Source organism: Bacillus sp. GMa5/1, from assembly GCF_050172015.1.
In the GTDB taxonomy this organism is placed as follows: domain Bacteria; phylum Bacillota; class Bacilli; order Bacillales; family Bacillaceae_G; genus Bacillus_A; species Bacillus_A cereus.
Genome location: NZ_JBNLYC010000039.1, coordinates 1 through 25,231 on the forward strand (window position 1 = coordinate 1; position 25,231 = coordinate 25,231).

Here is a 25,231-nt window from a genome sequence, read left to right on the forward strand (position 1 = left end):
TCCATTTTCAGCCAAAAATATAAATAAAAGGAGGTGTACAAAAATGAATTTACAATCTCTTATAATAGGTGCTCTATCGTTTTTAGCTTCAACTCTTATTTTTTATACCGTTAGTTACGTATTATTATTAGATTTGTTGCCCAATCACGTATTTATTGCCCTTGTCATCCTTTCCGCTCTTATGATTTCTTTTCTTATTACACGAAAATCAATGAATGAGCCATCTGCAAAAGCAAAGTAATAGAGAGGGGTGCTTTCCCCTCTCTATTATCATTTCCTAGGAAAGGTCATATAGATTTGACGAGTTTATATTCATTCCAATCCGTAAGGGCTAATTAAAGTCTCACTTTATCTTTGAAAATTCATTTTTTCACCATAATCTTTAACAATCTGAATTATATTTTGAAACACACCTATTTTTTCTTTTTTACTGTTTAATATTTTCAAATCATAACTTTCGTAATATGTTTCTAATGATTTTAATTGTGATTCTGAAGCGCTTTTTATCGGAACAGTAGCATGTAATTCATATTGCTTATACCCTTCCTTTACTTTTTCACCTAAAATCATTTCACTCTCTTTTGCTCCAATTAATTTTTGAACTTTTTCTGGAAAATTGAGTTGCAAATAATATTCTTGCTCCTTCACTAACTTATTGTATAGTGATTGTGAAATCGTATACCGTACCGTATAATTCACGTTTTGATCGCCTGTTTTAATATGAAACGCGGTAATCTGCAAATCTTTTTTTGTTACTTCCGTTAAAGGGCTTACCTGCATCTCATCTTCTTTTTGTTCTGAGACATTTGGAAATATATCCAAAAGCTTTTCCGTATCTTTTTCATTCAACATATACATAGCTTTCTTATATTGCACCCATCCTCGTCTATCTTCTCCCCTTAACCATGCATAATAAGTTTCTTTTTTCCCATCTCTACTAATTTGTATTTCATATTCAGGTTCACCGAAGCTTCCTGTTATTTCTTGTTTCTCAGCTTTATTCAAAATGTCTATTACTAACTTCGCTTCTGATTCCTGCAACTTTTTCTCTTTATGTTTTTTTTGTATAACGGTTACCCCTATTGTTTCTTTCACTTCATTCACCGTCTCTTCTACTTTTTTTGTTTCTTTTTTCGGTTCAACTTGACCACAAGCTGCTAGTAACATAACAAACAACAACACCAATACATATTTCCCTTTCAAATTAATCCTCCTCTTACGATAAGAAATCCTTATAATCTTCATACATAAAACAAAAACGTGACATCCTATTAAATACGCTATACTAATCATTGAAAGGAGGTCTTTATCATGTCCATTAATTTTCATGATGAAAATAATAAGTACACATATGCAACAAGAAACGCTCATATTTCTTGGGCTGAAATGGTAAAAAACATTACAGAAATACAAAACAAGCAAATAATTGATATCGGCTGTGGTGGTGGGATTTATACGAAAGAACTCGCTCTTATGGGAGCCAATAATGTTGTGGGACTTGATTTTTCAAAAGAAATATTACAAGCTGCAAAAGAAAATTGTAACAACTTTTCAAACATTTCATTCATCCACGGTGATGCACATAATATCCCATACCCTAATGAAACATTCGACATAGTTATTTCGCGTGCAGTTATTCATCATTTACAAGACATTCCTACATTTTTACGTGAAGCTTCTCGTATATTAAATAAAAACGGTGTACTTATTTTACAAGATCGAACAATTGAAGATTGTACAATTCCAGGAAGTCCCGAACACATTCGCGGATATTTTTTCTCTTTATTTCCAAAACTTATTGAAATAGAGTCAAAAAGACGTCCAAAAACCAACACTATACAGACAGAATTACAAAAACATTCTCTTCATGTACTTCCCACACAAACACAATGGGAAATACGAAAAATACATGATTCTGTAGAAACATTATTGCAAGATTTATCTCCTCGAACAGGTCGATCCATTCTATATGAGTTAACAGATGATGAACTTTCTCAACTTCTACAACATATACAGACCGCATTACAAAACGTCTCTCCTATTATTGAAAGAGATCGATGGACAATTTGGAGCGCCATGAAGTTGTAAGGAAGGAAGCCTCACAAAATAATGTGAGGCTTCCTTTCTTTCATAATCTAATTTTGCAACACTCTTGATATCCTCCACTTCTGGCCTGTGCACTTCCACACTTCGGACATACTAAATATCTAGACTGATTTGTCAACAAACTACCTTTTTGAAAGAGTAAAACTTCTGCTTGTTTAAACGAACGCGAATAATATAACCACATAAAACCAATTATAGCAATAATGCCAAATAATACTCCCATCGCAAGCATTTCAGTCACCTCTTTTGGTTTGTTCTTTCCAGCAAGTGGATTGTTGTATTATTCTCTATAAATTCAAACAATCCCTTCTTCACTCCTATAAATATCAATTTTCTCTATAAAATTTACAATTCTCCGCAAATTTTCACTCCCATTTTACAATTCATCATTTCCTTTACAACAACGAATATCACTTTCGATATTTCCGTATATAAATATATCTTTCAAAAAACATATTGACTTTCTAAAAAAAACATGCAACAATACTGTCAGAATACTTGAATAAAAATTCATTGACGAGAACGAGTACGTTATAGAACTGTTCCCCAGAGAGTTGGCGATTTGCTGAAAGCCAACGTTCAGCGCGTAACCGAAAATCATCTCCGAGAAGTAGAACCGAATGTTACAGTAAGTTCTTACCGGCCGTCCCCCGTTACAAGGAACACGTATCATGTTGTACGTTGCAAAGCCGTATACATATAGATTTATTTCTACATGTGTAAATTAGGGTGGTATCGCGGGTAAATATAACTCGTCCCTTTCTTTAGGGACGAGTTTTTTGTGTTCTTACAAATGAATTTAAAAAAGGAGGAAAAACAATGAACACTGTATCAAAAAAACATATTTTTTTCACGGGTCTTATGCTATTTTCTTTATTTTTTGGGGCAGGTAATTTAATTTTCCCTCCCATGCTTGGCCAAAATGCAGGTGAAAACTTTTGGCCAGCAATGATTGGATTTTTACTAACAGGAGTTGGCTTACCACTACTAACTGTTATCGCAATTTCTCTATCTGGAAATGGAATGCAGCAACTTGCAAGTCATGTTCATCCATTATTCGGAATTTTCTTTACAGTAATTGTATACATTTCTATCGGTCCATCTATGGGCATCCCACGTGTTGCAAATGTCGCTTATGAAATGGGTGTTAGTTCTTTCTTACCAGAAACAATCCGCTCTAGCAGCCTAGTGCTATTTGTATATACAATCATCTTCTTTACTATCGTATTTTGGCTGAGTTTGAATCCATCTAAACTTGTTGATCGTATTGGAAATGTATTAACACCTATTTTATTACTCTCTATTTTCTTATTGTTTGTTAAAAGTGTATTTACACCACTTGGGCAATCAGGACCAGCAATGCAAGAGTATCAAACTTCTCCAATCTTCAAAGGCTTTATGGAAGGCTACTTAACAATGGACACTATTTCAGCACTTGCATTCGGAATTATCGTTGTAAATGCAATTCGCTCTAAAGGTGTGAATGATCGTAAGTCCATTGCCATCGCCACAGCAAAAGCAGGGCTTATTGCCGCTACAGGGCTCGTACTTGTATACGGTGCACTCGGCTGGCTTGGGGCAACTAGCGTCTCGCTCGGATATGCAAAAAATGGCGGACAGCTACTTACTGTTATCGTACAACAATTATTCGGTCCATACGGTTTGCTCCTATTATCTCTTATCGTTACACTCGCTTGTTTAACGACATGCGTTGGACTCGTATCTGCGTGCAGCCAATATTTTTCAACATTATTGACTACATTTTCATACAAAACGTTCGCGAGTATCATTTGCGCATTAGGATTACTAGTTGCCAACTTAGGTTTAACGAAAATTATCGCAATCTCTGTTCCAATTCTACTTGTTGTGTATCCAATTGCGATTGTACTCGTACTACTATCATTACTTCATAAATACTTCGGTGGATATCGCTCTGTTTATGTAGGTGCTTTAATTGGAGCAGCTGTAGTGAGCGTATTTGATGGATTAAAACAAGGTGGTATTTCAGTTTCATTTATCACACCATATTTTGAATTTATCCCTTTATATAATGAAGGAATCGGCTGGCTAATACCAGCATTAGCAGGAGCTCTTATTGGTCTTGCAATGGCTAAGTTAAGCGGTACGAAAAAAGTTCCATTAGTAACCGAATCTCACGAAGTAAAAGCCTCCTAAAAAAACTCCCAAAAGGGAGTTTTTTTACATTTGATACGCAGTATGATTAAAACTGCTTATTTTATAAGCCTTCGTATAATATTCAATATTCGTATCAACTGTTTCTACCTTGACAACATCATAGTGCTCTTCTTGCTTTACTAAAAATAAATAGTATTCCTCTGTAGCCTCAATAATCGCAATTTTATCTGTTTCAACATTATATTGTTCACAAAGCGCTTGTAATGCGTTCACATAATCCCCTAATTTTTTAGACTTATCCATTCCGAATATAGTTTGAACTAACATATACATTCTCCCCTTTATATGTACTGTTAACACCTCAATGATAACGCTTACATTATTTATCGTCAATAAAAACATTCAATAGTTTTAACGCCAAATCTATATTGTATCGAGCCAATAATCAGCGAGAAATTCCCCGCCAATTAAAGTTTCACTTTATCCCGCATTAACTGCCCGTAAAAGCCCGATTGGTGAGGGCTGATAATCAGTGGGGGAGGAACAACCTCCCCACTGATTAAAGTTTCACTTTATCACTTCGTTAATTGATGCCTAAATGCATAAATAACCGCCTGAGTACGGTCACTTACATTCAATTTATTTAATATATTACTCACATGTGTCTTTACCGTTTTCAGTGCAATAAATAACTCGTCCGCAATCTCTTGATTACTTTTTCCCTCTGCGATTAATAACAAAATCTCAAACTCTCTTTCCGTTAAATCATCATGCAAAGGTTGCTCTTTCTTTTGACGCATACGGGACATCATTTTCCCGGTAACTTTCGGCTCTAATACTGTTTCTCCATCATAAGTAGCTCGTACAGCATCAGCAATATCACTTGCTCTTGATGTTTTTAATAAGTAACTGGTCGCCCCAGCCTCAATAACAGGATACAATTTTTCGTCATCTAAAAAGCTTGTTACAACTACAATTTTTGCTTCTGGCCATTCTTGAATAATAGCACGTGTTGCTTCGACACCGTCCATCTCATCCATAACAAGGTCCATTAAAATAATATCCGGCCTTAATTGCAATGCTAATTCTGATCCTTTTCTTCCATTCTCAGCTTCCCCTACTACTTCAATATCTGGCTGTGTAGATAAATATGCCGATACACCCATACGAACCATTTCATGATCATCGACAAGCAATACTTTTATCATACTTCTCCTCCTCTCTCAATCATAATCGGTACTTTTACTTCTATTTGTGTACCTTTGGCCGGGAAACTAAGTACCTTGAGTGTCCCACCAATTTCATGAACACGCTCTTGCATCGATCTTAGGCCATATGAACCAGCCTTATTAACCCCTACTTCAAACCCAACGCCGTCATCAATGATTTTTAAAATCGCATATTGATCAATTTTTCGAAGGCGCACTTCTGTTTTCTTTGCCTTCGCGTGTCGCAACGTGTTTGATAGCGCTTCTTGCACAATACGGAATAAATGATCTTCTACACCTTTTTTTAATTCTATTGGCTCAATAAGCCATTCAATTTTCATATGTTGTTTTCGTGATAATTCCGTTAATAATTCCTCTATACCTTCTGTCAGTTTCTTACCTTCCAATTGTACAGGACGTAAATGAAGGAGCAATGCTCTCATTTCTGATTGAGCATTTACAACCATATTTTCAACAAGTTGCAATTGTTTTTTTGTCACATCTGGAAATTCAGTTATTTGTTCATTAATCGCTGACATCATCATCGACATTGCGAAAAGCTGCTGACTTACTGAATCATGCAACTCCCTTGCTAAACGATGCCTTTCTTGAGAAATCGCTTCTTGTCTCATCTCTTCATTCCAATGAGCTCGTTCATTCGTTACTTTTTGAAAGAGTCCAGCTTGCTCCTCTAATCGACGAGCCAGAACGATTACTTTTCGTTCCACTTCATGAAATTCATCATCTGCAGTAAACGAAACATCGCTCGGAAAATTCCCTCGCTCTACTTCAAATAGAAAAGTATTTAATCCTTGTATACGCTGCTCTATATAATAACCGATTGCATATCCTACAATTCCCCCGATAAGTAAACTTGTAGTCATAATAAACAAGCCAATTGGAACAGAAGCGATGGATTCCTTCCATAATAAATCATACACTTGTTGCTCGCTTTTCCATACATATACAATTGTACAAATGAGTGCGATACTAACAGAGGACAACATAGAATAACGAATATACATCCACGAAATATTTTTTTGTTTCTTCATTATACTTTCCTCACTTCCGTGTCGCCTACGACAAGCGAAGAAATAATTTTAATACGTCGAGGAGCCTCTTTATACTGCTCTGTTCTAAATGTAACATTGCGGTTAAACCCTGTCTCTTCATGACCTGGCAAGAGCACACGTCCGACAATAACAGAATGATTTAAAGAAAGTTCAATATCATACGGCACATATAAACGAATATTACCAACGACACCCCGAATAACAATTACCGTTTCCCCTTCTGGAATCATAGCAGTTGTTAAATCTATTTCCACATCACAAGCACCATATTGAACATTAATATCCTCAAGTTCATAAATATGATCCATCATTCGCACATTGCCTACAAACATATTTTTCAAATATGTTTCTGTACGATATATTTGCTTCTCTTCGTCTATAATCCCTTTTTCTTTAATTTCAACCTTCATTGCTTTTTGCTGATGCCCTTGTTGAATCAATTGATAACCAATTAAAGCTAAACAAGCAAATACGACAAGAACAAATGCTGCTGATGAAAATAAGAAAAATAAAAATACGATACCACCAACAAATAAAAATACATTTCCCCGTACATAACGATTCTTTTTACGATAATGCCTTCCAAACATAAGCATAATAAATGCAAAAATGAGACCACCTGGTTCAAAATGTCCAAGTATCATATCAAGAAAAAGACCGAACCCAAATATGATGAGGAGCATCCCCATTAATTGTGTCTTTGAAAAATGTTTCTTCATTTCAGCTCCCCCCTTCTTGTCACATATACATAGAAGAAAAGGCATTGCTTTCCAACACCTTTTCTCCTATCACTATATCATAAGCCTGTTTTATAATATACTACTATTATTTTGTTAACTCTTTCGTTAACGATACATCATTCTTTTCTTTCATTTCACGCTCAAGTTTTGCAATTTTCATATCAAATGTGTCACGCTCATGCTCTTCATTCATACGAGTTTCTAAGTCACGAATATGATCTTCAATCTCTTCAAATCGTAAGAATGGATTATTTTCATCCATTTTATGCATCGCAGTATTCATACGACGATTTGCATGTGCCATATTTTCACGTGCCATTAGTTCCATACGCTTTGCGTGCATTTCTTTTAATTTATTTTTCATTTCAGAAAGACGACGCTCTAACTCATCAATTTGCTCTACAACACCTGCATACATTTCTTCTAATCGAGTTACTTGCCCTTCATAATAAGCTACCTCTTCTAACGCACGTTCGTGCAATTGTAATTCACCTGCTTCTTGAGCAATGATAGCTTGCTTTGATCTTTTATTAACGAAATAACGTGCTTGCTCAAGCTCACGAGCAAAGTTAGATTTTAATGTTTTATGACGCTCAATTAACTTCTCAATTTTTGTTATTTCACGCTCACTATCACGTAAATATTGGTTTAACATCGCAATTGGATTTTTTCTTTCCTTCTCATCTAACACGTTATGAAAATCAGCTAAAATTGCATCGCGTACACGTCCGAATAAAGATTGTTTCATTATAAATCTTCCTCTCTTCTACTTTAATTATAATTTGATTTATTGTTTTAGTTTTTCATTAATTTGTTCCACTCATCTTCAAAGTTGCTATATGATTTAGAACTTTCTGGAGCAGATTCAACAACTACATCTTTTTCTTTTTTCCACTCACGGTATCCGTAGTATAAAACCACTAAAGCAGCGATACCGATTAATGCTGGCGAATGAGAAAGTGCAATGGATAAACCGATTAAACCAACAATACCCCAAGCTAACTTTCCAAAAAATGATTTAGCTCGCACAAATGATTTATAGCTCCAATATACAACTCCTGCTCCGATTGCGAATCCTACAATACCAGCAAGACTACCAAGAGCAATTAAAGCCAAAATACCGGCTGCGATAAACGCTAGAAATTGTTTCATCTTGTGCTTGCCTCCCTTCGATTTGATACTCTTATCTTAACTATTTTTTCATCTTTCCATAACGAGCTTAAGAACCGTTTTTAACTCAGACTTAAGACCGAGTCATATTCAGCCCTTTACGCAAAAAAACGTGCAGAGTCTATCCTCTGCACGTTTTTTAATTACTAACATTCATATTAAATTAAGCTGTTTTATGATACTCTTTTTTCTCAGCTACTTTCGAAAACCTTGGAAACCCAATTAAAATAGAAGCAATCCCACATACTCCAACTAAGATTGGATAAAATGCATATGGCAACAATTCAACCGGAGATAACGCTGCAAATCCTGCTGCCGTTAACATTTGGGCACCGTACGGAATTAATCCTTGCACACAACATGAGAAAAGATCTAATACACTCGCTGATTTACGAGGGTCTATTTCATATTGATCTGCAATATTTTTTGCAAGCGGGCCTGTAAAGATAATTGAAATCGTATTATTCGCTGTACACATATTCGTCATACTCACTAAACCAGCAATACCAAATTCCGCTCCTTTTTTCGAACGAATATTACGTGTTAATATATTCATTAAATATTGAATACCACCATTATATTGGATTAATTCAACCATACCGCCAATTAATATAGCAAGTAATACTAACTCCATCATACCGCCCATTCCAGTCGTTACACTTTTAAAGAAACTTTCTAACGTGTAACTTCCATCTATAAGACCGATAACACCAGATAGTACAGTTCCACCAGTTAATACAATAAGTACATTCCAGCCAAGTAGCGCTGTAATCAGTACTCCTGCGTACGGTAAAATCTTTATCCAATCAAAGCTATGTGCTTTAATCTGCGTGTCACTCCCTGAAGTAACTATTACTAATAGTACAATTGTAATAATAGCTGCTGGTAACACAATTAAAAAGTTCGTTTTAAACTTATCTTTCATTTCTGTTCCTTGTGAACGAACAGCTGCGATTGTTGTATCTGAAATAAATGATAAATTATCACCAAACATCGCTCCGCCAACAACAGTAGCCATTGCAAGCGCAATTGAGATATCAGTTTGACCACTAATACCTACAGCAATCGGCGCTAATGCTGCAATTGTTCCCATTGAAGTTCCCATCGCTAATGAAATAAATGCACCAATAACAAAGATTCCAGCTACGATAAATCCTGGCGGTAAAATAGTTAACGCTAAATTAACAGTTGAGTCTACTCCACCCATTCCTTTAGCAGTTTCAGAAAATGCACCTGCAAGCACAAAAATTAATACCATAATCATAATATCCGGATTTCCTGCACCTTTAGCGAACCGCTCTACTTTCACATTAAAACTTTCTTTACGATTCATCACTAAAGCGACTCCTACAGCAATTGAAATCGCTACAAGTATCGGCAATTTATAGAAATCACCTGTAATAATCCCAGAACCAATAAATAGCGCCAAAAATATCCCAAGTGGTAATAAAGCTAAACCATTTCCTCTCGTTTCTTTCAAAGTACCATCTCTCCCTAGTTTCAACCTTTTTCTAATGAATAACAAAAGACCTCTTCCGATGAGAAGAGGTCTTATACATCTATAAGAAACGCTCTTCTCATCTTTCAAGCACACGCTTGCTGGATTTGGCACAGCACTCTGAAATCGAGTCCGCTGCCGAGGCATCGTAGGGCCAGTCCCTCCGCCTCTCTTTATAAGAAGGTTTCATATTTATTTTTTAATAATAATTTCTTCCCTAACTTTACTCGCTTACAAAACAAAAGTCAATTATTTTTTGTATAGATTTTTTTGGTAATTATACAAAAATTTGAATACAACAATCATTTTAACTTTTCTATTTCTTCTTTTAATATTGAAATCCAATAAAATTCACTATTTTTTATTGTTGCTAATATCCATTTCGTAGTGTACCAAGCTAACTCATACTCTTCCTTCGTGACATCGCCACTTTTATAAGCATCCTCTAGCTCCTCTTCATCTAATACATACACCTTACCGCTAGGTAATAATACTACATCTAAATATAAATCATCAAAATAAGGTAAACCACGATCGTCTATTTTATATTCTTTCGCCACATCGATATAATATTGCACTAATTTTTTCTGATCATCTAACATAGCGGTAATCGCAAAGTTTTTCCCGTCTATGAAATATTGAATCCACGTATACTGATCCGCTGCAATACAAAGTTCTTCACCATCATATTCTTTACAACTAGGCTCTCTCACCTTTTTTATATCCAGTATTCCGAGCATTCCCTCTTCCACTTGCTTAACCGTATAACTCTTTTCTATTAGTCTCTTCCACGAAGAACCGTCACCATATTTACGTTTCATTATGTCTGCTCCTCTTCTATATACAGAAAAGCTCCCACATATTATGTGAGAGCTTGTTCATATTATAATTAAGCCGCTTGACCCTTTTCAGAAATCTCTTTTAAATAAGCTTGTCCTTTTTCAGCGTCATATTGACCTTCCCACTTAGACATAACTACAGCTGCTAAAGAGTTTCCTACAACGTTAACTGCTGTACGAGCCATATCTAAAATACGGTCAATACCAGCAATGAACGCTAAGCCTTCAGGTGGAATACCTACTGTACCAAGTGTCGCTAATAATACAACGAATGATACGCCCGGTACACCTGCGATACCTTTTGATGTAACCATTAATACAAGCAATAATGTAATTTGTTGTGTAATAGATAAATCAATACCGTACATTTGCGCTAAGAAAATAGCCGCAATTGCTTGATATAAAGTTGATCCATCTAAGTTAAATGAATAACCTGTCGGAATAACGAAAGATGTAATTGCTTTCGGACAACCGAATTTCTCCATTTTCTCCATGATTTTTGGTAAAACTGTTTCTGAGCTTGCTGTAGAATACGCTAAGATCAGCTCGTCTTTTAAAATCTTAAAGAATTGGAAAATGTTGATTCCAAATATTTTCGCTGTAAGTCCTAAGACAACTACGACGAAGAAGATCATTGCTCCATATACGACAATTAGTAATTTCCCTAATGGAATTAATGAAGCAAGACCAAATGTAGAAACTGTAACACCAATTAGTGCAAACACACCAAATGGTGCAAATTTCATAACTTGGTTTGTTACGTAAAACATTGCGTCAGCTACACCTTGGAAAAATTGAAGAACTGGTCTTCCTCTTTCACCAATTGCTGCTACACCTAAACCAAATAATACAGAGAAGAAGATAATAGCAAGCATATCTCCGTCAGCTAACGACTTCATAATGTTCGTTGGAACAATATTTACAAATGTATCTGCAAATGAATGACTTTGTACTTGTTCTGTCGTATGTGTATATTTCGAAATATCTGTCTTTGTTAACTGCTCCATATTTACGCCTTTTCCTGGTTGGAAAATATTCGCTATTAATAGACCAACAATAATTGCAATTGTTGTAATAATTTCAAAGTAAAGAATTGTTTTTCCGCCTAGTCGACCTAGTTTTTTAACATCGCCAACACCAGCAACCCCAACAACAATACTTGCTACAACAATCGGTACAACGATCATTTTAATTAATCGGATGAAAATATCACCAATTGGTTGTAAGTACTTCACAACAGCTGGATTATCAAAGAAAATCGCCCCAACCGCAATACCAAGCGCAAGCCCTATTAATATTTGCCATGCAAGTCCTATTCTTTTCATATTTGTTGTAACCCCCTCTTCGATGTGTCACTCTATCTCTCATTCTATCTCTATAAAACTAAGAAATTAAGAGTATTACATATTATTCGACAATTCACTACATTTTGTCCCTGTTAAAAATCATAAATCAAAAATTTAAATCTGACAACAAAATAACTTTGCCCGAACACAAATAATTTTCTTGACAAAAAGCAGACCCATGTCAGAAAACCTAACATGAGAACGATTCCTCACTAGTGTTTTATTAGCTTTCCAAGTAATATTTCACCTCATAAAAACGATTACTTTCCTCCTTCATTTTACAGATGAATCCCAAAATTTACCTTTATGTGCATATGAATAAAATGTAAGCATTATGACAATTACAGTTGAAAAATGATAAATTCCGACAAAACTTAGCAATTTTATAAAATTTTCTTTACATTATGATTACAACGATAGACACCCTTCTTCTTATGATATATAACATTCATAGAGAAAGGAGTCAGACAACTATGAAAAAGAAATTTGCAGCGTTTAGTGTTTTAGCAGCAGGAACGATTTTTGCTTCCCCGTTACTTTCACCCGTATACGCTGAAACAAATCAAGATAAATTATCTAACATTCAATCTGAATTAGAAGGCAAACAAAGTGACTTACAAAATAAATCAGTCGAGAAAGAACAAATAGAAAAAGAAATTCAAGAATTACAGAAGAAAATTGATGAATTAACTACTTCTATTAATAAAAACGAAGCTGAATTAAACGATACAAAAAAAGAAATTAGCAAAACTCAACAAGTAATTGCTGACAAAAAGAAACATATAGAACAATTACAAACAAACATAGATACACGTCAGGAAGTTATTAAACAACGATTACAATCTATGCAAGAAAAACCTCGTACAAATATCATTACAGAGGTACTAACAAATTCTTCAAATATTGCCGATCTTGTTGATAATATGTACTCCGTAAGTTTAATATTAAACAACGATACAGATATTGTAAAAAAACAAACATCTGATCAAAATGCTGTAACGTCAGAAAAAGAGGCTGTTGAGAAAAAAGAACAACAACTGAAAGAATCTGAGCAAAAACTAGAACAAAAACAGCAAGAATTACAAAATAACCAACAACAGCAACAAACTCTTATTAACGATCTACATACGAAAGTAGCAAAAGTAGATTCAGAGATTGAAGGATTAGAAGAATCCAAAGGCATTTTAGAAAATCAACGTCAAGCTGTTCAAAAAGCAATTGAAGAAGAAAAACGGGCCGAAGAAGCTCGTAAAGCGGAAGAAGCTCGCCAGGCAGAAGAGGCTCGCAAACAACAAGCTACTAAATCTGCTCAAGCAACTCAAGCGGCCCCAACACCACATGATACAAATATCGGTGGCTTTATCAAACCAGCAGCTGGATCAAAAACTTCCGGATTTGGTGTACGTTCTTTAGATAACCATAAAGGAATTGACATCGCTGCTTCGGGAACGGTTCCAATTATCGCCGCTGCAGATGGCGTTGTTATTCGTTCAGAATTATCATCTAGTTACGGAAACGTAGTGTATTTATCTCACCGTATAAACGGAAAAACATATACGACAGTATATGCTCATATGAATAGCCGTTCTGTATCGAATGGACAAACTGTAAAACAAGGCGATCAGCTTGGATTTATGGGGAACACGGGCCAATCATACGGACAACATTTACACTTCGAACTTCATCTTGGAGAATGGAATGTCGGCAAGACAAACGCAGTTGACCCATCTCCTTATATCGGATTATAAAAAACCTCGGTGCCTACCGAGGTTTTTTATTTACACTTCACACAATATAGGCATTCTACATAGACTATAACTAAATGCCTATAGTTTACGGGGTGATCAATATGAATACGCAATTACAACAAAAAATAGAAGAAGCTAGAGAGACGTATATTGGCCGGATATTTACATTTGGCGGCTCAGTATTATTTTTAATCGGTTCATTCCTTGCAGTCACTACAGCCTATAAAGCATATAATCGTTTATTACACTCATCAACATCCACATAAAAAAAGACGGGAGATCCCCGCCTTTTTTTATGCAAACATTTTAAATACACCTATCGCATTTAAAAATACAATTATTACAGTTACCGGAATAACATAACGAAGTAAGAAGAACCAAATGTTAAATAACGTTTTCCCCTTCGTTTCCGTCACTTCTAATTCTTTCATCAATAACTCTTTACTCATTTTATTTGGTACAAATAATGAAATAGCTAGTACTCCTAACGGCAGCAATACGTTACTGACCGAAAAGTCGACTAAATCAAAGAATGTTTTCCCAAATATTTTCACGTCACTCATAATCCCAAATGATAACGCCGATGGAATACCGACTGCAAAAATAAGAATGCCAATTAATAATGATGCTGATGGACGCTTCTTCTCATTACCTTTCGCAACAGATGCTACTACAATTTCAAGCATTGAAATTGCTGATGTTAAAGTCGCAAAGAAGAATAAAATTAAAAACATAATAAAGAAAAATTGACCAAATGGTATTTTTGCAAATACTGCTGGAAGGACGATAAACAGTAGTCCTGGTCCTTCAGTCGGTTTAACTCCCAACGCAAAAATCGCTGGGAAAATTGCTAATCCTGCAAGTACTGTAACAAAAACCGTTAAACTTACAATAGATGTTGCTGATTTCGCTAAATGTTCTTCTTTCTTTAAATACGAACTATACGTTACCATTACCGAGGCACCTACAGTTAGCGAGAAGAAAGATTGTCCCATCGCATATAAAATCGTATCTGCTGTAAGCTTTGAAAAATCTGGCTTTAAGAAGAACTCTACTCCAGCAAAAGCACCATCGAGTGTTAGCGCACGAACAATAATCGCAATAAATAAAATAAATAATAGCGGCATCATGTACTTACTTGCCTTTTCTATACCTTTCTCTACACCTTTACTTACAACAAAAATCGTACAAAGCATAAAGATAAATTGTGCTCCAATCGCGCTTAATGGATTTGAAATCGTTTCACCGAACAATTGTCCATAATCAGCTGCTCCATTCCAGAAACTTCCTGTCACACTATAATATAAATAAAGTAAAATCCATCCACCTACAACACTATAAAAAGATAGTACACTAAAACAAGTAACAACTCCCATACGACCAATCCAAGGATATAATTTGCTATTTGGCACTAGTACTTTATAAGCTGTAACCGCCTCTTTTTGCGTGCTACGTCCAATAACAAACTCCGCTATTAGAAGAGGCATACCTATAAATAAAGTTAATAGTAAAAATACAAGGAAGAATGCGCCTCCCCCGCCATTACCTGCAACATATGGAAATTTCCATATCGCACCAAGACCTACTGCGGCTCCGGCTGCTGCGAGTACAAAGCCTATTTTCGACGTCCATTGCTGTGTTTCTTTCATCATAAATTCTCCTTTTCTGAATATTTAAATTTTTGTTAATTATACACTTTCATTTCATACTCGCACACCTCCTTTAGAAAATAAAAAAGTCCCCTACACGCAAATATGCATGTAGAGGACGATATATGTAATATAAATACCGTGGTACCACCTCAATTGGATTGATAAATCCCACTTGTTCAAGTACAGGAATAATTCCGATACTCTATCCTTTTAACGGCGGAACCCGGGTTGCCTACTACAATGTTCAACATACCTCTCGCAAGCCCATTCTGTATATTTTATCGTACCGGGCTCCCACCTAACCCCAGCTCTCTGAACGCATCAAATATACGTACTCTTCTTGCTCATCGATTTTATCTATTGAAGTTACTTGTGATTATAAATTATATTTTTATATTTGTAAAGCTCACTTTATCTTTTATTATTTTAAAATCTTTTCCTCTAATTCTCGTAAAAAACTTTCTCTTTTCCCCTCGTTTTGCACATATACTGATTTTAACACTTCTTGGAGCAATATATTTCGTGCCCTCTTTTCTAACTGTAAATCTTTTAACTTCAACCTTACTTCATATAAAAAATCTAAATAGGATTTATATGTCTCATCATATTTATTTGCAATATCATCTCGAATTTTTTTTGCGAGCTTAGGGCTCGCTCCCCCAGTAGAAACTGCTATATTAAGTAAACCACGATGAATTGCTGCCGGAAAATGAACATTACCACTTTCCGGATTTGTAATAACATTTACTAATTGATTCTCGGCGGCATCTTCAGCAACTTGTTCATTTAATATTGAATCACTACTCGCTGCAACAACTAAAAAAGCACTTTTAATATCACTTTTCTCATATTCTCTTTGATACCAACGAATTTTCTTTTCTTCCACAAGTTTTACTAAATTCGCATCTAATTCTGGACTTATCACAACTATATCCGCACCCTGTTTGAGTAAAGGAATAATTTTAAATCCTGCAACTTTTCCCCCACCAATAACAACAACGCGTTTCTCATTAACTCGCACTGTAAGTGGATACATACTGATCTCCTTTCAATAACTCCGTCGTTTTCTGAATTAACATATCTTGAAACGCTTCATTCTTCCCTAAATATGGACTGATTTTTATCTCTCCCAATTCATATTGGCGCACTTCTTTCTCAATATGTTTCATAAGTAAACCTGTAAATAACAAGTAAGGCAGTACAACGATGTTCTTTTCTTTTTGTTCTACAACTTCCTTTAACTTCTCCTCAAATTTTGGCTCTGCAGCCGCTAAATAACAAACTTCTACTTTTTTAACCTTCTCTTTTGTTTGAAATAAAGAAGCAATCCAGTTTATATCTCTTAATACTTCAGGATCACTGCTCCCTCTTGCAACAAGAAGTAACGTCACTTCATTTTTATCTTCCTGTTCGATGCCACTTCCGCTATACACCGATTTAACAAGTGTTTTTGATACACCAAACGGATTACCATAGGTCACTTTAACATCCGAAAATTGATTAGTTAACTTTTCCAATTCAAAAGGGATATCTTTTTTTACATGCCCTGCCGCTAATAAAAAAACAGGGATAGCAATAATCTCAGTGGCCCCACGCTTCACACATGTACGAAAACCATCTTCAATAGAAGGATTCGCTAACTCTAAAAAACAAACTTCTTGAATAGTCGCTTCTATACGGCTCATACACGATGTAATAAATTGAATCGCCTCTTCTTTCGCTGTCTTCAAACGACTTCCATGACATATATATAAGACGGCTTTCATTTTACAACACTCCACTTACTTGATAAGCATTTTCTGTCTGCTTCTCAAACCAATGAATTTTTTCTCTAAAACGGACAACCTCTCCAATTACAATCATACTCGGATTTTGAATTTGCTCTTTTTTCGCAACATCTACAATTGTCCCTAACGTTCCAACAACTGTGCGTTGCATAGACGTCGTCCCCTGCTCAATAATAGCAGCTGGCGTACTTTTATCTTTTCCATGCTTCATAAGTTGCTCACATATGTAGGGCAAATTACTAATCCCCATATATACCGCTAAAGTCTCTACACCTTTCGCTAAACTCTCCCATTTCACTTCTTCAGCACCTTCTTTCCTATGCCCAGTCACAATAGCAAAACTTGCACTTGCATCACGGTGCGTCACTGGAATGCCCGCATAAGCAGGAGCAGCTATTCCAGCTGAAATACCAGGAATGATTTCAAATGGTACACCTTGCTTTGCTAATGCTTCAGCTTCTTCTCCCCCTCTACCAAACACAAATGGATCGCCGCCCTTAAGCCTCGTTACAACTTTTCCTTTTTTCGCATACTTAATAAGAAACGTGTTAATTGTCTCTTGCTTCATCGTGTGATAATTCGGGAGTTTTCCACAATAAATTAAATCCGCGTCAGGCTTTGCGTGTGAAAGCAGCTCTTTATTCACAAGTCGGTCGTATAAAATAACATCTGCCTTCTCAATACATTTCAACCCTTTAACAGTAATTAAATCTGGATCGCCAGGACCCGCTCCAACAATATAAACCTTTCCCATCATCTCTCCTCATTTCTTCTATTAAAATGAAACTTCCATTCGTATATAAGAATGGAAGTTTTTATTTTTTCGTATTACTGATCTCTACTCATGAATAACAAATGCCGCACCTTTTCGAATCTTCTTTTTTTCAAACAAAGAAATCTCTTTTACCTCTGGCAACGGTAAAAAATGCTTTTCAAGCTCAATCTCCGCAAGCTTAAATGCCTGTTCTTCACTTTGAGCAACAACAACTATCGGAACAATATCACTCACTAATACAGCTTCAAATCGATATAAATCCATATCGTCCCTCCTAAGACGCTATGACTTCTTCTAACACGTTATTTAACGCTATTTGTAATGTATCTACACCAACACGACCTACAAAATCATAAAATGTCTCGACTGGTAATTTATTCTCTTTGAAATAACTTATAAATGATGCGAGTACATCAGGTAGATCCTCGCCATCTATTTTTCCTTTTAACTTTTGATTGTAGGCACCGCCATCTAACAATGTTCCACCTACGTATATTTCAAACGCTTCAACAATGCCTTTTTCCTTCGTTTTCATTTTCACCCCTTGTAACCCAATGTCAGCAATTTGACGTTGACCACATGAATTCGGGCAGCCTACCATATGAATTCGAACTGGAACATCGAGTGCAATTTGTGTATCTAAGTATTCTGCAATTTGACGTAATCTTTCTTTCGTTTCTACTAGTGCAAGATTACAATATTCAATACCGGTACATGAAACCGCATGACCAATAAATGATTTCGGGCTAGCAGATATCGCTTCAAACAGCGGTTCACTAAGTAATCCTTTTACATTTTCCGGAGGAACGTTCGGAATAATGAAGTTTTGCGAGTTACATGTACGAATTTGTCCATTTCCATATTGCTTTGCGATTCTTGCAACCTCAAACATTTCTTCTGCATGTAAACGACCTACCGGTACATTAAAACCTACATATTTTAATCCCTTTTGTTTTTGGTCTTGAACACCATAAAAATAGCCTGCATTCCATCCTTTGAGTGCACTTTCCCCTTTACTTTGTAAAGGCCCTGTATACTCTATTAGTTTCTCTTTAAATTTCTCTGCTCCCCAGTCCGCAATAAGAAATTTCAAACGCGCTAAATGACGTTTCTCACGATATCCAAAATCACGGAATATAGTAGCAATTGCAATCGCCACCGCCTTCACTTCTTCTGGTAAAACGAATACATCTAATTCCTCAGCTAAATACGGACGGGCTGATAATCCTCCACCTACTTTTATATGAAAACCAACTTTTTTCTCACCATCTATTTCTTTCGTAGCAGGTGTAAATGCAACACAGTTAATCTCTGCGTTTGCTGAATTATAAATATTAGAACTAATAGACATTTTAAATTTACGTGGCAAGTTAGAAAACTCTTCATTATGTTGGAAGTAATCATATACTTCTTTTACAATATGCGTTGTATCAAATAGTTCATTTGCATCAATGCCAGCAAGCGGATTACCTGTAATATTACGCGTTATATCACCACACGCTCCAGCTGAAGATAACCCAACTCTTGCTAACCTTTTAAAAATATCTGGAATTTGCTGAATTTCTAACCAGTGAAACTGAATCGCCTGTCTCGTCGTAATATCTATTACATCACGTCCATAATCTTCAGCGATAGAAGCAAGTACTTCTGCCTGTGCATTTGTAATAATCCCTGACGGAATATTTACCCGCATCATAAAATAACCAGCTTCTTTCGGTCTTTGTAAATACAAGCCTGCCCATTTAAAGGCATCCCACTCTTCTTTCGGAATAGATTCGAAACCATTTTCCGCATAGTAAGGAATATCATTAAAAATTTCTAAGCCATCTTTTTCTAATTTATTTTTCTCGGTCTGATTTAATTTTTCATTGTTAGCCCATACTTTTTCATAACTCATTGTTTATCCCCCTATATAAAACTACGCTCTTGTAAGTACTTCACGATTTGTTCTGCACATTCTTCAATAGAATATTTATGCGTTTCTACAATTAATTCCGCTTGCTCTGGCTCTTCATAAGGCGAATCAATACCTGTGAAATCCTTAATATCACCTTTTCTTGCCTTTTTATAAAGTCCTTTCGGATCACGTTTCTCACACTCTTCAATCGGACACTTCACAAAAATTTCAATAAATTCATCTGCCGCTAATAAATCTCTTACTTGTTTGCGGTCTACTCGAAATGGTGAAATAAATGCTGTAAGGACAACTGCTCCTTGATCTACAAATAACTTTGCCACTTCGCCAATACGTCTTATATTTTCCATGCGATCACTTTCAGAAAATCCTAAGTCTTTATTTAAACCGTGGCGAATGTTATCCCCATCCAGCACATAATTTCCAATATTCTTTTCAAACAGTTTACGAGCGACCGCATTCGCTACTGTAGATTTACCCGAAGCTGATAAACCAGTAAACCAAATTACAAAACTATGATGTCCATTCTTCACTCTTCTCTCATCTTTTGAAACCGAAGCTGTATGCCAAGTAATATTCGTATCCATCTCGTTCTCTCCCTATTCTGTTACTACTTCTTTTTTCAAGCCTTTAATTAGCACTTCCACTACTTCTTTACGACTAAATGTACTTGGCGGAATCTCACCGTTTCTTAATAATTCTCTTACTTTCGTACCCGATAAAATAACATGATCTTCTTTTCCGTGCGGACATGTTTTCGTTGAAGCCATCGCTTCACATTTCGTGCAGTAAAAACTATGTTCAAAGAATAGTGGTGTAATTCCTAACTCTTCTATCGTAAAATTTGTGAAGATTTCTTGCGCTTCATACGTTCCGTAATAATCTCCTACTCCAGCATGATCACGCCCTACTATAAAGTGGGTACATCCAAAATTCTTTCTTACTAACGCATGAAATATCGCTTCCCTTGGTCCTGCGTAACGCATGGCAGCAGGAAATACACTTAAAAAGACACGATTTTTCGGATAATATTTTTGAAGAAGTACTTCATAGCTTTCCATTCTTACATCAGCAGGAATATCATCCGATTTCGTTTCTCCGACGAGCGGATTTAAAAAGAGACCATCTACAATTTCAAGAGCAGATTTTTGAATATACTCATGGGCACGATGTACCGGGTTTCTCGTTTGAAATCCGACCACTGTTTTCCACCCACGTTTTTTAAATGCTTCCCTCGTTTCAATTGGGTCTAAATGATAAGAAGGAAATTGATTATTTTCAAAGCGTTTTGTTAGAATAATAGTTCCTCCAACGTAAACGTTTGGTCGTTCATATAATTTTTTCACTCCTGGATGAGCCTCATCCGTTGTTTTATATACAAGTAACGCTTCTTTTTCTTTATCTGGTACAAAAATATCTTCTATTTGAATGACACCGTATATATTTCCATTGTTGACAAGCTTTACTTCCTCTCCAACCTTCAGGCTTTCTGCGACTTTTTCTGTTACCGGTAATGTAATCGGTATACTCCACACACTACCATTTGCTAAACGAAGCGTTTCTACAACTGAATCATAATCTTCCTTCCCTAAAAAACCAGTAAGGGGGCTATATCCACCTGTCGCCAATAGTTCTAAATCACTTAACGCAATATTGTCTAATTTAATTTCTTTTTCAATTTGTGATACGTCATATGTCTCATCTATACGGTTTACTAATTCGTTTACTATGCTCATTTTTCTATATCCTCTCTTAGCTTTATTTCAAGATTCATCTTATTGGTAATGAAGACCACATTCGGTTTTCACTTTCCCAGCCCATCTACCATCTCTTGAATCGCCACCATCCCCTACAGGTAACGTACATTTCTCACACCCAATACTTGGATAGCCAACATCATGCAACGGGTTATACGGCAAGCTATGTTTGTATACATATCGCCAAACTTCTTTCCACGTCCAATGAATGAGTGGACAAACTTTAATAGATTGAAAACGATGATCTTGATTTATAAACTTTGTATGCTTACGTGTTTCTGATTGTTCCCTTCTTAAGCCCGATATCCACGCTTTTTCCGCTGCTACTGATTTTTCTAACGGTAAAATTTTTCTAATCTTACAACAAAGATTCGGATTACTTTCCCATAATTTCTCACCATGCAACTTCTCTTGTTCATCAAGCGTAAGTTCCGGTTGTTTTTCTATAATATTTAATGAAGGAAATCGCCTCCGCACTTTTTGAATTAATTCATATGTTTCTTGAAAATGAACATTTGTATCCAAAAATACAACTTTAGCAGATGGATTTACTTGGTTTATAAGGTGCAGCAATACCATACCTTCCACCCCAAAGCTACATGCGTAGACGATTTCATCTTTATATTCTTTATAAGCCCACTTTAATACTGATAGCGCGCCTTTTGTTTCATCTTCTTCCGAAAACGAAACAACATTTTCTTCCCACGTTTCATACGTCAACATGTTTTTTCCCCCTGTAAAAGCAAAAAGACGGTTTTAACCTAATGAAAATAGGTTAAAACCGCCTCTAGTTTTTCTAGTCAGCGCTTTTCACTTTAAACGTACTTTTTCACTTTTCTCTAACTGAATTACTTTTCCATCTTGCACAACAATTGTAATTGAACCATATTTCATATCAGCAAGCATCGCTTCAATCTTCTCGGATACTTCATCAAAATGTTCCCGTACACCCACGCGAACAGCCCCCCTTTTTATTCATAAAAAAAATCTTTCCCATTTCGAAAAGACTGTTCGGTAATATATTTTACCTTATCTTTCAAAATGGATTCCATTTTGCTGGATTTAGCACCTTGCTTTCTATAAGCAGGTTGCCGAGCTTCTTCGGGCCAGTTCCCTCCGCTTCTCTTGATAAGCTTTGTATTTGTATTTTATCATAATTCTGATTTTTTTCAATCCTAGTTTTCCGATATATTTTAATTATTTTATTTTTACAAAAAAGGAATTGCCCATCCGAACAACCCCTTTTTCTATTTAGACAAGCTCTTTAATACGTATGCGATCGTTCCCAATAATATTTTCATATGTTTCGCGTTCCACAACTACTTGCGATGTTCCGCCTTTTGCAAAGACAACGGCTGGTCTTCGAATCCGATTGTAATTATTCGCCATCGAGTACCCGTATGCTCCTGTACAGGAAACTGCTAGTAAATCAGAAGAAGCGACTTTTGGTAAATGAATATCCCAAATCAACATGTCTCCACTCTCACAGCATTTCCCGGCAATCGAAACGAGTTCCTCATTCTCATCATTCCCTCGATTCGCTAACATCGCTTCATAACGCGCGCTATATAAAGCAGGTCTTAAATTATCTGTCATTCCACCATCGACTGATACATATTTCCGAATACCAGGAATATCTTTCACAGATCCAACTGTATAAATTGTTGTCCCAGCATCACCTACAATGCTACGTCCTGGTTCAATCCATATTTCTGGCAATGGATATTCACATACAGTAAATTGTTCTCTCACTGCACTTGTTACAGCTCGCACATATGTCTCAAGAGTTAATGGTGTATCTGACTCTGTGTAGCGTATTCCAAATCCCCCGCCTACATTTAACACTTTTACTACATAGTTTGTTTGCTCTCTCACTTCTACTAAAAATTGGCGAAGAACTTCAATCGCTCGAACAAAACCAGCTGTTTCAAATATTTGCGATCCAATATGTGAATGGATCCCTAGCACATTATAATTGGATTTTTGTAAAGCAAATCTAATTGCCTGCATCGCTTGACCGTTTGAAACGCCAAATCCAAATTTCGAATCATCTTGGCCTGTCGTAATATATTCATGTGTGTGCGCCTCTACTCCAGGCGTTACACGAATTAATATGTTCACAAACTTTCCATGTTGCATCGCTAAATCGTGTAAAACTTCTAATTCAAAGAAATTATCTACGACAAAACAACCGATATTCGCCTGAAGAGCCATCACTATTTCTTCTTCTGTTTTATTATTTCCATGAAAATGAATACGTGATGCCGGAAATCCTGCTTGGAGCGCAGTATATAATTCTCCCCCAGAGACAACGTCTAATGACATATTCTCTTCACGAGCTACTCGGCACATCTCCATGCACAAGAACGCCTTGCTTGCATATGCTACTTGATAAGAGAAACCACTTTCTTTAAAAGCACGATGAAATGCTCGGCATTTTCCTCGAATAGACTCTTCATCGTATACATAAAGTGGTGTTCCGTATTGCTTTGCTAGCTGCGTCGTATCGCACCCTCCAATTTCTAAGTGTCCTTGCCCATTAATTCGGCTTGTGCCGTGTAAATACATTTAAATTCCTCCCTTATTTCCTCTAAAACTCATAACCCCAATCTTCTATTCATTGCAGCACGCTTTTAGATAGACAAAAAACGCGCGGAACAATGTTCACACGCGTTTCTTATTAGGAAAAATATATATTGAAAAAATAAACGAGTTGTTATCTCCTCAAAATAAGAAACCGCATCAACATCTCCAAATAGCTCTCCATAAAATAAATCTTATGACAGTACTACATTTATTCAATGCAGTCCCAATATATGAATAAGATGGTTATTCTTATATTTCGGCAATAGTCCCTTTCAACCTATGATCACAGATTCCATTAAATCTCCCATAGCTTACTCTTTCCTATCGCGGCCTCTACCTTTGAGAGTAGATGAGGTAAGTCTATTTAATTTTCAAACATCTAATTGTTGCTATTAACAATACCAAAGGACCATTTTATTTGTCAAACAATTTTTTATATTGTTTTTTTGCAGTTTAATTTCGTATCGTCTGGTAAGCGCTTTACTAATACCTTTGTTACTTCCCATTCGCCTTCTTCGTTATTAAATGTAATCGTTACCTTCTCAAATGGTGGAGCAATTTTCCCAGCAACACGTTCATACTTTGTCACTTCAATACTTGCTTGAAATAAATATGTACCGCTATACACTTTTTTTAAACTAATAATTTTAGGACATTGATAAGGTTTCAAACTTCCATATTGTTTTTCAATTGCTTTATTTATTTTTGGAAATAAAACAGAATAAAGTGCATCTTCCATAAGAGGTGCATCATATTGGGCTACCGACACACTCGGTGAAGTAAAAAGTATAACACTACTGCATGCTATAAAATATAATAATTTTCGCATTATAACCTCCGTATTATCACGCGATTCTTTCTGCGTACGATAATTATCATACATAGAAATTCTGTT

28 protein-coding genes, 3 riboswitches and 2 other annotated features are annotated in these 25,231 nt (G+C 35.9%); of the genes, 5 read left to right on the forward strand and 23 right to left on the reverse strand.

Features of this window, described 5'->3' with window-relative positions; translation table 11 throughout:
- Positions 1-43: 43 nt before the first annotated feature.
- Positions 44-241 carry a hypothetical protein gene (locus ACQGSG_RS12065; protein ID WP_001053356.1) on the forward strand — a complete coding sequence of 66 codons (198 nt, stop codon included), beginning with the start codon at positions 44-46 and terminating at the stop codon, positions 239-241.
- A 107-nt stretch (positions 242-348) separates the two neighbouring features.
- Here the strand turns inward: ACQGSG_RS12065 and ACQGSG_RS12070 are convergent, their stop codons facing one another.
- Entirely contained in the window at positions 349-1,203 is an 855-nt protein-coding gene (locus ACQGSG_RS12070) for a hypothetical protein (RefSeq protein WP_000677064.1), read from the reverse strand.
- Between the two features lie 108 nt (positions 1,204-1,311).
- On the opposite strand from ACQGSG_RS12070, the gene ACQGSG_RS12075 reads away from it, so the two are divergent.
- Positions 1,312-2,088, forward strand: a complete 777-nt coding sequence (locus ACQGSG_RS12075) for a class I SAM-dependent methyltransferase (protein WP_000026286.1) — start codon at positions 1,312-1,314, stop codon at positions 2,086-2,088.
- Between the two features lie 40 nt (positions 2,089-2,128).
- Here ACQGSG_RS12075 and ACQGSG_RS12080 read toward each other — a convergent pair whose 3' ends face one another.
- Positions 2,129-2,338 (reverse strand): hypothetical protein, encoded by a 210-nt coding sequence (locus tag ACQGSG_RS12080; RefSeq protein ID WP_000880630.1) that lies wholly within the window; start codon positions 2,336-2,338, stop codon positions 2,129-2,131.
- Positions 2,339-2,610: 272 nt separating this feature from the next.
- Positions 2,611-2,869 (forward strand) — a binding site (T-box leader).
- Between the two features lie 56 nt (positions 2,870-2,925).
- Here ACQGSG_RS12080 and brnQ3 point away from each other — a divergent pair.
- The gene (gene brnQ3 / locus ACQGSG_RS12085; RefSeq protein WP_325842223.1) at positions 2,926-4,281 is read left to right on the forward strand and encodes a branched-chain amino acid transport system II carrier protein BrnQ3; all 1,356 of its coding nucleotides are present in this window, start codon (positions 2,926-2,928) and stop codon (positions 4,279-4,281) included.
- 24 nt (positions 4,282-4,305) lie between these two features.
- Here brnQ3 and ACQGSG_RS12090 read toward each other — a convergent pair whose 3' ends face one another.
- From ACQGSG_RS12090 to gltP, 9 genes are all read right to left on the reverse strand, one after another.
- Complete coding sequence (locus ACQGSG_RS12090) at positions 4,306-4,644, reverse strand: DUF3922 domain-containing protein (protein ID WP_002061028.1); 339 nt, start codon at positions 4,642-4,644, stop codon at positions 4,306-4,308.
- Between the two features lie 173 nt (positions 4,645-4,817).
- Positions 4,818-5,450 (reverse strand): response regulator, encoded by a 633-nt coding sequence (locus ACQGSG_RS12095; protein WP_000598707.1) that lies wholly within the window; start codon positions 5,448-5,450, stop codon positions 4,818-4,820.
- Complete coding sequence (locus ACQGSG_RS12100; protein WP_000744326.1) at positions 5,447-6,502, reverse strand: sensor histidine kinase; 1,056 nt, start codon at positions 6,500-6,502, stop codon at positions 5,447-5,449. Before ACQGSG_RS12100 ends, ACQGSG_RS12095 begins: the two co-directional genes overlap by 4 nt.
- Positions 6,502-7,242, reverse strand: a complete 741-nt coding sequence (liaF, locus tag ACQGSG_RS12105; protein WP_000716095.1) for a cell wall-active antibiotics response protein LiaF — start codon at positions 7,240-7,242, stop codon at positions 6,502-6,504. The genes ACQGSG_RS12100 and liaF overlap by 1 nt, the downstream gene beginning before the upstream one ends.
- Before the next feature lie 106 nt (positions 7,243-7,348).
- Complete coding sequence (locus tag ACQGSG_RS12110) at positions 7,349-8,011, reverse strand: PspA/IM30 family protein (RefSeq protein WP_000814127.1); 663 nt, start codon at positions 8,009-8,011, stop codon at positions 7,349-7,351.
- Between the two features lie 47 nt (positions 8,012-8,058).
- A complete protein-coding gene (locus ACQGSG_RS12115) occupies positions 8,059-8,415 on the reverse strand; it encodes a hypothetical protein (RefSeq protein ID WP_000808641.1) in 357 nt (118 codons plus the stop codon).
- A gap of 181 nt (positions 8,416-8,596) precedes the next feature.
- Positions 8,597-9,913 carry a Na+/H+ antiporter NhaC family protein gene (locus ACQGSG_RS12120; RefSeq protein ID WP_000665492.1) on the reverse strand — a complete coding sequence of 439 codons (1,317 nt, stop codon included), beginning with the start codon at positions 9,911-9,913 and terminating at the stop codon, positions 8,597-8,599.
- Between the two features lie 94 nt (positions 9,914-10,007).
- A riboswitch (SAM riboswitch) is annotated at positions 10,008-10,113 on the reverse strand.
- Between the two features lie 120 nt (positions 10,114-10,233).
- A complete protein-coding gene (locus ACQGSG_RS12125; protein ID WP_000824662.1) occupies positions 10,234-10,752 on the reverse strand; it encodes a DUF402 domain-containing protein in 519 nt (172 codons plus the stop codon).
- A gap of 68 nt (positions 10,753-10,820) precedes the next feature.
- A complete protein-coding gene (gltP, locus tag ACQGSG_RS12130; protein ID WP_000821130.1) occupies positions 10,821-12,095 on the reverse strand; it encodes a glutamate/aspartate:proton symporter GltP in 1,275 nt (424 codons plus the stop codon).
- 494 nt (positions 12,096-12,589) lie between these two features.
- Between gltP and ACQGSG_RS12135 the strand changes: the two genes are divergently transcribed.
- Positions 12,590-13,864 (forward strand): murein hydrolase activator EnvC family protein, encoded by a 1,275-nt coding sequence (locus ACQGSG_RS12135; RefSeq protein ID WP_000726079.1) that lies wholly within the window; start codon positions 12,590-12,592, stop codon positions 13,862-13,864.
- 101 nt (positions 13,865-13,965) lie between these two features.
- Complete coding sequence (locus ACQGSG_RS12140) at positions 13,966-14,130, forward strand: hypothetical protein (RefSeq protein ID WP_001096002.1); 165 nt, start codon at positions 13,966-13,968, stop codon at positions 14,128-14,130.
- A gap of 27 nt (positions 14,131-14,157) precedes the next feature.
- Here ACQGSG_RS12140 and ACQGSG_RS12145 read toward each other — a convergent pair whose 3' ends face one another.
- From ACQGSG_RS12145 to ACQGSG_RS12200, 12 genes are all read right to left on the reverse strand, one after another.
- Complete coding sequence (locus tag ACQGSG_RS12145) at positions 14,158-15,513, reverse strand: sodium-dependent transporter (protein WP_000665430.1); 1,356 nt, start codon at positions 15,511-15,513, stop codon at positions 14,158-14,160.
- A 111-nt stretch (positions 15,514-15,624) separates the two neighbouring features.
- Positions 15,625-15,873, reverse strand: a binding site (T-box leader).
- A 64-nt stretch (positions 15,874-15,937) separates the two neighbouring features.
- Positions 15,938-16,552 carry an NAD(P)-binding protein gene (locus ACQGSG_RS12150; RefSeq protein WP_325842221.1) on the reverse strand — a complete coding sequence of 205 codons (615 nt, stop codon included), beginning with the start codon at positions 16,550-16,552 and terminating at the stop codon, positions 15,938-15,940.
- Entirely contained in the window at positions 16,527-17,282 is a 756-nt protein-coding gene (locus ACQGSG_RS12155; RefSeq protein ID WP_053512841.1) for a sirohydrochlorin chelatase, read from the reverse strand. The genes ACQGSG_RS12150 and ACQGSG_RS12155 overlap by 26 nt, the downstream gene beginning before the upstream one ends.
- Before the next feature lies 1 nt (position 17,283).
- The gene (gene cobA, locus ACQGSG_RS12160) at positions 17,284-18,057 is read right to left on the reverse strand and encodes a uroporphyrinogen-III C-methyltransferase (RefSeq protein ID WP_325842220.1); all 774 of its coding nucleotides are present in this window, start codon (positions 18,055-18,057) and stop codon (positions 17,284-17,286) included.
- An 84-nt stretch (positions 18,058-18,141) separates the two neighbouring features.
- On the reverse strand, positions 18,142-18,342 hold the full coding sequence (locus tag ACQGSG_RS12165) for a DUF3906 family protein (protein ID WP_000366918.1): 201 nt from the start codon (positions 18,340-18,342) through the stop codon (positions 18,142-18,144).
- A 10-nt stretch (positions 18,343-18,352) separates the two neighbouring features.
- Entirely contained in the window at positions 18,353-19,975 is a 1,623-nt protein-coding gene (locus ACQGSG_RS12170) for a nitrite/sulfite reductase (RefSeq protein ID WP_325842219.1), read from the reverse strand.
- An 11-nt stretch (positions 19,976-19,986) separates the two neighbouring features.
- On the reverse strand, positions 19,987-20,580 hold the full coding sequence (gene cysC, locus ACQGSG_RS12175) for an adenylyl-sulfate kinase (RefSeq protein ID WP_000380499.1): 594 nt from the start codon (positions 20,578-20,580) through the stop codon (positions 19,987-19,989).
- A gap of 12 nt (positions 20,581-20,592) precedes the next feature.
- Entirely contained in the window at positions 20,593-21,729 is a 1,137-nt protein-coding gene (gene sat, locus ACQGSG_RS12180; RefSeq protein ID WP_000029494.1) for a sulfate adenylyltransferase, read from the reverse strand.
- A gap of 39 nt (positions 21,730-21,768) precedes the next feature.
- Positions 21,769-22,473 (reverse strand): phosphoadenylyl-sulfate reductase, encoded by a 705-nt coding sequence (locus tag ACQGSG_RS12185; RefSeq protein ID WP_325842218.1) that lies wholly within the window; start codon positions 22,471-22,473, stop codon positions 21,769-21,771.
- A gap of 87 nt (positions 22,474-22,560) precedes the next feature.
- On the reverse strand, positions 22,561-22,704 hold the full coding sequence (locus ACQGSG_RS12190) for a YezD family protein (RefSeq protein WP_000538896.1): 144 nt from the start codon (positions 22,702-22,704) through the stop codon (positions 22,561-22,563).
- Between the two features lie 72 nt (positions 22,705-22,776).
- Positions 22,777-22,885: riboswitch (SAM riboswitch) on the reverse strand.
- Positions 22,886-23,001: 116 nt separating this feature from the next.
- Positions 23,002-24,318: a diaminopimelate decarboxylase gene (gene lysA / locus ACQGSG_RS12195; RefSeq protein ID WP_000280649.1), complete on the reverse strand. Its 1,317-nt coding sequence runs from the start codon at positions 24,316-24,318 to the stop codon at positions 23,002-23,004.
- A gap of 180 nt (positions 24,319-24,498) precedes the next feature.
- Positions 24,499-24,680, reverse strand: a riboswitch (Lysine riboswitch).
- Between the two features lie 89 nt (positions 24,681-24,769).
- Positions 24,770-25,165, reverse strand: coding sequence for a DUF3888 domain-containing protein (locus tag ACQGSG_RS12200; protein WP_001228824.1), 396 nt, complete (start codon positions 25,163-25,165; stop codon positions 24,770-24,772).
- Positions 25,166-25,231: the final 66 nt, after the last annotated feature.

What these genes read in the sequence shown, in the direction of transcription:
- brnQ3 (WP_325842223.1), top strand. Translation starts at nt 2,926, where the DNA reads ATGAACACTGTATCAAAAAAACATATTTTTTTCACGGGTCTTATGCTA.
- ACQGSG_RS12150 (WP_325842221.1), bottom strand. Translation starts at nt 16,552, where the DNA reads ATGTATCCACTTACAGTGCGAGTTAATGAGAAACGCGTTGTTGTTATT.
- gltP (WP_000821130.1), bottom strand. Translation starts at nt 12,095, where the DNA reads ATGAAAAGAATAGGACTTGCATGGCAAATATTAATAGGGCTTGCGCTT.
- ACQGSG_RS12125 (WP_000824662.1), bottom strand. Translation starts at nt 10,752, where the DNA reads ATGAAACGTAAATATGGTGACGGTTCTTCGTGGAAGAGACTAATAGAA.
- lysA (WP_000280649.1), bottom strand. Translation starts at nt 24,318, where the DNA reads ATGTATTTACACGGCACAAGCCGAATTAATGGGCAAGGACACTTAGAA.
- ACQGSG_RS12075 (WP_000026286.1), top strand. Translation starts at nt 1,312, where the DNA reads ATGTCCATTAATTTTCATGATGAAAATAATAAGTACACATATGCAACA.
- ACQGSG_RS12090 (WP_002061028.1), bottom strand. Translation starts at nt 4,644, where the DNA reads ATGTTTTTATTGACGATAAATAATGTAAGCGTTATCATTGAGGTGTTA.
- ACQGSG_RS12145 (WP_000665430.1), bottom strand. Translation starts at nt 15,513, where the DNA reads ATGAAAGAAACACAGCAATGGACGTCGAAAATAGGCTTTGTACTCGCA.
- ACQGSG_RS12100 (WP_000744326.1), bottom strand. Translation starts at nt 6,502, where the DNA reads ATGAAGAAACAAAAAAATATTTCGTGGATGTATATTCGTTATTCTATG.
- cobA (WP_325842220.1), bottom strand. Translation starts at nt 18,057, where the DNA reads ATGGGAAAGGTTTATATTGTTGGAGCGGGTCCTGGCGATCCAGATTTA.
- ACQGSG_RS12185 (WP_325842218.1), bottom strand. Translation starts at nt 22,473, where the DNA reads ATGTTGACGTATGAAACGTGGGAAGAAAATGTTGTTTCGTTTTCGGAA.
- ACQGSG_RS12165 (WP_000366918.1), bottom strand. Translation starts at nt 18,342, where the DNA reads ATGGATTTATATCGATTTGAAGCTGTATTAGTGAGTGATATTGTTCCG.
- sat (WP_000029494.1), bottom strand. Translation starts at nt 21,729, where the DNA reads ATGAGCATAGTAAACGAATTAGTAAACCGTATAGATGAGACATATGAC.
- ACQGSG_RS12135 (WP_000726079.1), top strand. Translation starts at nt 12,590, where the DNA reads ATGAAAAAGAAATTTGCAGCGTTTAGTGTTTTAGCAGCAGGAACGATT.
- ACQGSG_RS12080 (WP_000880630.1), bottom strand. Translation starts at nt 2,338, where the DNA reads ATGCTTGCGATGGGAGTATTATTTGGCATTATTGCTATAATTGGTTTT.
- ACQGSG_RS12140 (WP_001096002.1), top strand. Translation starts at nt 13,966, where the DNA reads ATGAATACGCAATTACAACAAAAAATAGAAGAAGCTAGAGAGACGTAT.
- ACQGSG_RS12155 (WP_053512841.1), bottom strand. Translation starts at nt 17,282, where the DNA reads ATGAAAGCCGTCTTATATATATGTCATGGAAGTCGTTTGAAGACAGCG.
- liaF (WP_000716095.1), bottom strand. Translation starts at nt 7,242, where the DNA reads ATGAAGAAACATTTTTCAAAGACACAATTAATGGGGATGCTCCTCATC.
- ACQGSG_RS12110 (WP_000814127.1), bottom strand. Translation starts at nt 8,011, where the DNA reads ATGAAACAATCTTTATTCGGACGTGTACGCGATGCAATTTTAGCTGAT.
- ACQGSG_RS12170 (WP_325842219.1), bottom strand. Translation starts at nt 19,975, where the DNA reads ATGAGTTATGAAAAAGTATGGGCTAACAATGAAAAATTAAATCAGACC.
- ACQGSG_RS12065 (WP_001053356.1), top strand. Translation starts at nt 44, where the DNA reads ATGAATTTACAATCTCTTATAATAGGTGCTCTATCGTTTTTAGCTTCA.
- ACQGSG_RS12200 (WP_001228824.1), bottom strand. Translation starts at nt 25,165, where the DNA reads ATGCGAAAATTATTATATTTTATAGCATGCAGTAGTGTTATACTTTTT.
- cysC (WP_000380499.1), bottom strand. Translation starts at nt 20,580, where the DNA reads ATGGATACGAATATTACTTGGCATACAGCTTCGGTTTCAAAAGATGAG.
- ACQGSG_RS12115 (WP_000808641.1), bottom strand. Translation starts at nt 8,415, where the DNA reads ATGAAACAATTTCTAGCGTTTATCGCAGCCGGTATTTTGGCTTTAATT.
- ACQGSG_RS12095 (WP_000598707.1), bottom strand. Translation starts at nt 5,450, where the DNA reads ATGATAAAAGTATTGCTTGTCGATGATCATGAAATGGTTCGTATGGGT.